General features: G+C 43.4%; 7 protein-coding genes. 3 read left to right on the forward strand and 4 right to left on the reverse strand.

All coding sequences use genetic code 11. The annotated features are described in order from the left end of the window. Positions 1 to 514: 514 nt before the first annotated feature. The 3 genes from QUA74_RS29170 to QUA74_RS29180 all read left to right on the forward strand — a co-directional run bounded on the left by QUA74_RS29170 (position 515) and on the right by QUA74_RS29180 (position 3183). Entirely contained in the window at positions 515 to 1357 is an 843-nt protein-coding gene (locus QUA74_RS29170; RefSeq protein WP_333336164.1) for a hypothetical protein, read from the forward strand. A gap of 438 nt (positions 1358 to 1795) precedes the next feature. Then, positions 1796 to 2758, forward strand: a complete 963-nt coding sequence (locus QUA74_RS29175) for an STM4504/CBY_0614 family protein (protein WP_333336167.1) — start codon at positions 1796 to 1798, stop codon at positions 2756 to 2758. A gap of 98 nt (positions 2759 to 2856) precedes the next feature. Continuing rightward, positions 2857 to 3183, forward strand: a complete 327-nt coding sequence (locus tag QUA74_RS29180; RefSeq protein ID WP_333336169.1) for a M48 family metallopeptidase — start codon at positions 2857 to 2859, stop codon at positions 3181 to 3183. Positions 3184 to 3343: 160 nt separating this feature from the next. Here the strand turns inward: QUA74_RS29180 and QUA74_RS29185 are convergent, their stop codons facing one another. The 4 genes from QUA74_RS29185 to QUA74_RS29200 form a co-directional block, all read right to left on the reverse strand. After that, the gene (locus QUA74_RS29185) at positions 3344 to 3628 is read right to left on the reverse strand and encodes a hypothetical protein (protein WP_333336172.1); all 285 of its coding nucleotides are present in this window, start codon (positions 3626 to 3628) and stop codon (positions 3344 to 3346) included. 21 nt (positions 3629 to 3649) lie between these two features. Continuing rightward, positions 3650 to 3868: a hypothetical protein gene (locus QUA74_RS29190; RefSeq protein WP_333336175.1), complete on the reverse strand. Its 219-nt coding sequence runs from the start codon at positions 3866 to 3868 to the stop codon at positions 3650 to 3652. A gap of 298 nt (positions 3869 to 4166) precedes the next feature. Beyond that, positions 4167 to 4883 (reverse strand): hypothetical protein, encoded by a 717-nt coding sequence (locus QUA74_RS29195; protein ID WP_333336178.1) that lies wholly within the window; start codon positions 4881 to 4883, stop codon positions 4167 to 4169. Next, on the reverse strand, positions 4880 to 5116 hold the full coding sequence (locus tag QUA74_RS29200; RefSeq protein WP_333336179.1) for a hypothetical protein: 237 nt from the start codon (positions 5114 to 5116) through the stop codon (positions 4880 to 4882). Before QUA74_RS29200 ends, QUA74_RS29195 begins: the two co-directional genes overlap by 4 nt. Positions 5117 to 5236: the final 120 nt, after the last annotated feature.

The raw sequence follows: 5236 nt of genomic DNA on the forward strand, positions 1-5236 counted from the left end.
AAACTTATATTGCCGAGGAGAACTCGAATTCACTCATCTTTCTAAATGCTGTTTTCTCACTTTTTCAGCAAGCCCTAAGTAATGTTTAAAATCTGCGGAAACAAACAGGCCGCCCGCAGCGGCCAAGCCTGCCAAAAACTCTCCATGCTTTTCTAGTGGAGCAAAATTGGCTGCCCTCATCGCAAGGTTTCGGCTTTGGGGCAGACGCGGAGTGGCCAATATTGCGGAACGGCACCGGGGACAGACCGTAGACCAGACAAATAAACACGGAGTTGCTGGAAGGGGGAAGGCGAAGTGAAGGGCGATCGGGCGATCGACTAGACCCACTTCCAGTGCCGGAGTAACCGTGCTGTACCAGTTTTAAGCCCTGGGTTAGGATATGGGAAGTTAATGGCGATTAACAATGATTTGGGATGTGAGCTCGTGATACCCGATTCTTAACAATACGGAAAACCCTAATTAGCTTCTTAAGAGCGAACGCTAGGATTAATAAATCTTTTTGCAAAAAGTAATTATGAGCAACATCATTCAAAATGAAGACTCCCTCGTAGAAAAACTCAAAGCGACTGATAGCAATAGTTCTGATATAATTTATAATGGTTTCAAAGCAGCCGCTAGCTCTATACCAGCACTCGGACCGTTAGCGGAATTCTTTATCGATACCTATATTGGTCCTCCGACAACGAAAAGGATACGTAATTTTTTAGAAGCTGTAGTTGAAAAATTAACTGAGCTACAATCTAAAGTTGAATCAGTTAATTGTGAAAATCCGGTTTTTTTGACAACTTTTCTCCATGCGTCTCAGATAGCTCGCCACACTCATAAGGAGCAAAAACTTGAAGCCTTGAGGAATGTAGTTCTCAATTCATCTATTCCCAGCTCTGTAGAGGATGATGTTTTAGCGATATTTCTCAACTGGATTGATGGTTTTACTGCACTTCATATCTCTACTCTAAAGCATCTTCACTACTTAGATAAATATGCCATAAAAGAATTAGACACGTATTTTCCTATGTTGGAACAAAATAGAGCTATATATAATCAGGTTTTGAAAGATTTGGCAGATCGGGGTTTGATAAATTTAAGAGAAAACTACGTTACGAAAGAAGATGCGGATGGTGATATAGCCTTGCAAAGGTTGGGCATTTCTAGATATTCAACTCCTGTTGGTGTAAATCACATATCTCAAAGAAGGGGAGGAAAAGAGAGAGAACTAAAAACGGTTAGGCGCCAAGAAGATATTGATAAGCTCCTTAAAATGAATCGTTTATATAGTCAAGAAAGTAAAACTACAGAGTTAGGAAAGCAGTTTATGGAGTTTATTGAGTACCCGTCTATTCAAACTGAACTTATGTAAAATTTATGACTTTTAAATTGCTCTCTTTAAACCAGGATATTTCTCTCACTATCCATTTATAGAAATAGTGGTGTTTAATGAAGCTGTAACAGTTTTGAGTCGTAAATAAGGAAAATTCCATATCCTGATGAAGCTGTAGCAGTTCCCTGGCGTGGCTCAGGATATGGACGTATGCTGACTTAATCGCCCCAACTTAGATTTTCTGCTGCAACTTGGGCTGAGGATAAGTTTGTAGTATCGGTTTGGTTAGATGTGAGTTATGGGCGGTTGCCTGAAAAGATGAAGGGGTAGGGTGGAGCCAACTGTGGATGATTGGTGCGATCGTAAGCAGTGGTTAGCCCAGAACGGAGCAAGTTATGATTTTTAGGGATAAGTGAGACGCGGGTGCGACCGCCCTTGGCGCATACTAATTCAGAACATTACCAAATACAGATAAAAATGGGTATCAACAATCTATATTCAAAGCGCAAGAAGCTTGCTGAGCGTGGCAACCAACCAGAGGTATATCAGTATACAAATTTGCCACTCGATTTTCGACGCCAGGTAATACATATCTGGTTAAGTGCTATTGGTCCTTATTGCCCAAAACAAACCATTAATTACGAACCATTAGTAAATTGTTTATGGGGTAAAATTCATAACTCGCTTGCTAGAGAACTAGGTTTGTTTAATCTTGGAACTACCTCCGAAAATTTCTTCGAGCAATGTATGTCTTTTTTGCTTAATGAAAACACTCCTATTGAGCATCTCCTCGATCTAATTGAACTTACATTTCGATACATAAATGAATATATTCCCAAATTATTGCAATACCCTGAATACTCAAATGAGCTAAAGGGGCTTCAAACTCCTGATGATGCTATTAACGAGTTAAATCATCGCTTTCGTGAGTATGAAATAGGCTATCAGTACAATAACGGTGAGATCATTCGTGTTGATTCAAGTTTCATCCACGCTGAGGTTGTTGTCCCCGCACTCAGCCTACTATCTAGTCAGAATTTCAAAGGAGCGGAGCAAGAATTCCGAAGTGCCCATCAACACTATAGAAAGAAGGAATACAAAGATGCAATCCTTGATGCACAGAATGCTTTTGAGAGCACTATGAAAACAATCTGTAATGAGTGTAAATGGTCTTACACCAAGGGGACTGCTAGCGAGCTTATTAAAGTCGTGTTTGAAAACGAGCTTGTCCCACAGTATCTTCAAAGTCATTTATCAAGCTTACGGTCTGTTCTTGAAGCTGGTGTCCCCACTGTTCGCAATAAAACATCGGGTCATGGTCAAGGAAAAGAACCTACAACCGTGCCTGAATACTTAGCTGCATACGTGTTGCACCTTACCGCTTCAAATATAGTTTTTCTTGTAGAAGCATATAAGGCTAAACAAGGCAACTTGGCATGAGAGGCGATCGCTCATTCATTCCCTCCCAACTTTTCCAGCAACGCCTGCCACGCCTCAATTTGCTGCTGTAACTGCCAAGTGCGATCGCACTTGGCAGAATGAGGGGATGCGATCGCCTTTCCTGGATTTTAGATACACAAATTGCTGCTGTTGTTGATCGCCTCGAAGCTCTTCCCCGTTTCATGCAAGTGCGAGATTTAGGCTATCGCTGGGGTTCCTGCGGACACAAGGGAGATTTATATTTTCATTGGCGAGTGGCGATGCTACCGCGATCGATGATTGAGTATCTGGTGATTCACGAAATGGTGCATTTGATTGAACCGCACCATAATCATGCGTTTTGGGATAGAGTCGAGCGGATTTTGCCAGATTTCCACGAACGTAAGCGCTGGTTAGCGGAGAATGGAATAAATTATGACCTTTAGCGAATCACAGGCGACGGCATCTATCTATAAATTAGTGCAGCGAAGTCAGAAAACAAGCATTGAGAAACCAATAAGTTCACACTACATTTGGCAAAGCTTCGCCTCCACCCTTAGCTCCCCCACCTTTGGGTGAGCTTTTTGTGTGATAGAGCCGAGGCACTTACAAACGAAAAACCATCTGGCGTAATGTTTCCCATTCTCTCTGACGACTAATAAAAGCTGTGAAATTAGCAACGTCTCCCCGATAAGCCCGCTGAGTTTCCTGCGCTCGTCCAAGCAGCCACACCAAGATTAACTTGGCATCCGATCTTGAAGAAGTTTCTACACGGGCTGCTGCATAACGCACAGCAGTAAAACCTGGGGCGTTACAAATAATCAGGGCTGAAGCACAATCGTGATTGCAGTGAACCCTGGCTTTTGGTGCTGAGGAACGCGGGAGTGGCATTTTTCCCCCGCCCTTGGGTGTTTAAACCGAAGACAGCCAGCGTTCTTCTTGCCAGTATCGAGAATAACCGCCGTTGCTAAAACCAACACCCACCGGATTTTTAGTATCGCATTCTAAAAAAGTATACGTCCAAGTTGACCCAGACCAAGTAACCTCATCTACTTCATAAATCTGGCGCGGCCCTTGGGAGTTGTAAACACCAACTCTTTGCCCTTTCTGGAATTTTGCGCTTTGCTTCATCGAACGAACTTGTCGGTTAGGTATGAAATCGGTACGCCTCTAATCGCAATTGCCGGGGAACGCCAAAAAACTGTAGGCGATGGTGCCCGATAAAAGGAGCGCGATGGTTCAACCCCCGACTCCGGCATCGCTTTCGATTTATTCTGAATCCTTCAAAAACAAAGAATATGCAACAGTCTCGAAAAATTGCGCCTTTCAGACCCGTTGCATATTTCTAGCTCAATGATATGCTGAATCGCTGCTAAAAGTCAATACCTCGTCGGCAAAGATGCAAACCTCATAGTTCTCCAAACAGAATCTAGGCAAGTTTGCTTAGTCCAGCTATCACAATCTTTGCCAAATCGTCGGTCAGTCTAAGAAATCCGTTCTTGAGTCCCCAGTCATGGATCTTAGTTGGCAGTAGGAATCCGTGAGCCGAAGCATTTCTGAGAGCTTTCGCCAGTTTGTATGCCTCCAACCAGGAATCTACAGATTGGGATTGAACCAGCCACCGATCGATCGCTTTCCGATCTCCTGAAGTTACTCCCAGGAATTCGGCTAATGCCCCCTCTTCCTTATCCAGCCATTTTTCAAGCTTTGGTTTACCTCTAGGCGGCTCTATTGGCTTGTAGTCGGGCAGGACGCATTTTTCCAGAAATCTTTCATACATCCCCTTCTCAACTTGCCTGTCCCACTTGTCCATCATTAAAGCTTTAGATGCAATCTCAAAACCGGTATAGGCGATTACCAGTCTCCACTGATGCCCTCGTAGCTTATCATTGACGCTGCGGGTTTCGCTTTGACCGATGGCAGGATTTTGCCATTCGATCGCTGCTTGAACTAAACCCTTTCCTCTAGATAAAGCTTTAATAACTCGGTCGATATGTTGCGAACTGTTGCCGTGGTGGGAATTAAAATAGGAAAGTTTTTTCTGGATGCAATCGCATTTAGCTGCATCGGTCAACCAAGACTTCTTTGGTTCCAAGACATTCCAAACATCTTTCCATGCCCCATTCAAGTCTTCCGAAACGTTCATATCACATTTTTATGTTTATCTGTACCGGGTAAGCTTCTTAGGATATCTTGAACTATTTTCATTATCCATGCCTGTTGGTAAAAGTCGTAGAATTTTGGTGTCAGTATTTCGATCGAAGGAAGCTTGAGGGAGAATTTTGCTGATGGGGGCGATCGCTGCATTCGACCCAGCCCGTGAGAATTTTCAGATGCAGATTGAGGTTTTGTTAAGCCTGCGACCTCTAAGATTGTCAAAACCCGTGCCAGCACTCAGCATCTAATTCTACAATTTCTACCGTGACAGAGCGGGTGTGGCACTAAAAATCTAGGCGGGAAAACGCTTGTTTCCCTATCTAGGACTTGGAAGTGCTACCC

The organism is Microcoleus sp. LAD1_D3, assembly GCF_036702135.1.
Taxonomy (GTDB): Bacteria; Cyanobacteriota; Cyanobacteriia; order Cyanobacteriales; family Microcoleaceae; genus Microcoleus.

Coding starts and splice junctions, on each gene's coding strand:
- QUA74_RS29170 (WP_333336164.1), top strand. CDS start 515: ATGAGCAACATCATTCAAAATGAAGACTCCCTCGTAGAAAAACTCAAA.
- QUA74_RS29175 (WP_333336167.1), top strand. CDS start 1,796: ATGGGTATCAACAATCTATATTCAAAGCGCAAGAAGCTTGCTGAGCGT.
- QUA74_RS29180 (WP_333336169.1), top strand. CDS start 2,857: ATGAGGGGATGCGATCGCCTTTCCTGGATTTTAGATACACAAATTGCT.
- QUA74_RS29185 (WP_333336172.1), bottom strand. CDS start 3,628: ATGCCACTCCCGCGTTCCTCAGCACCAAAAGCCAGGGTTCACTGCAAT.
- QUA74_RS29190 (WP_333336175.1), bottom strand. CDS start 3,868: ATGAAGCAAAGCGCAAAATTCCAGAAAGGGCAAAGAGTTGGTGTTTAC.
- QUA74_RS29195 (WP_333336178.1), bottom strand. CDS start 4,883: ATGAACGTTTCGGAAGACTTGAATGGGGCATGGAAAGATGTTTGGAAT.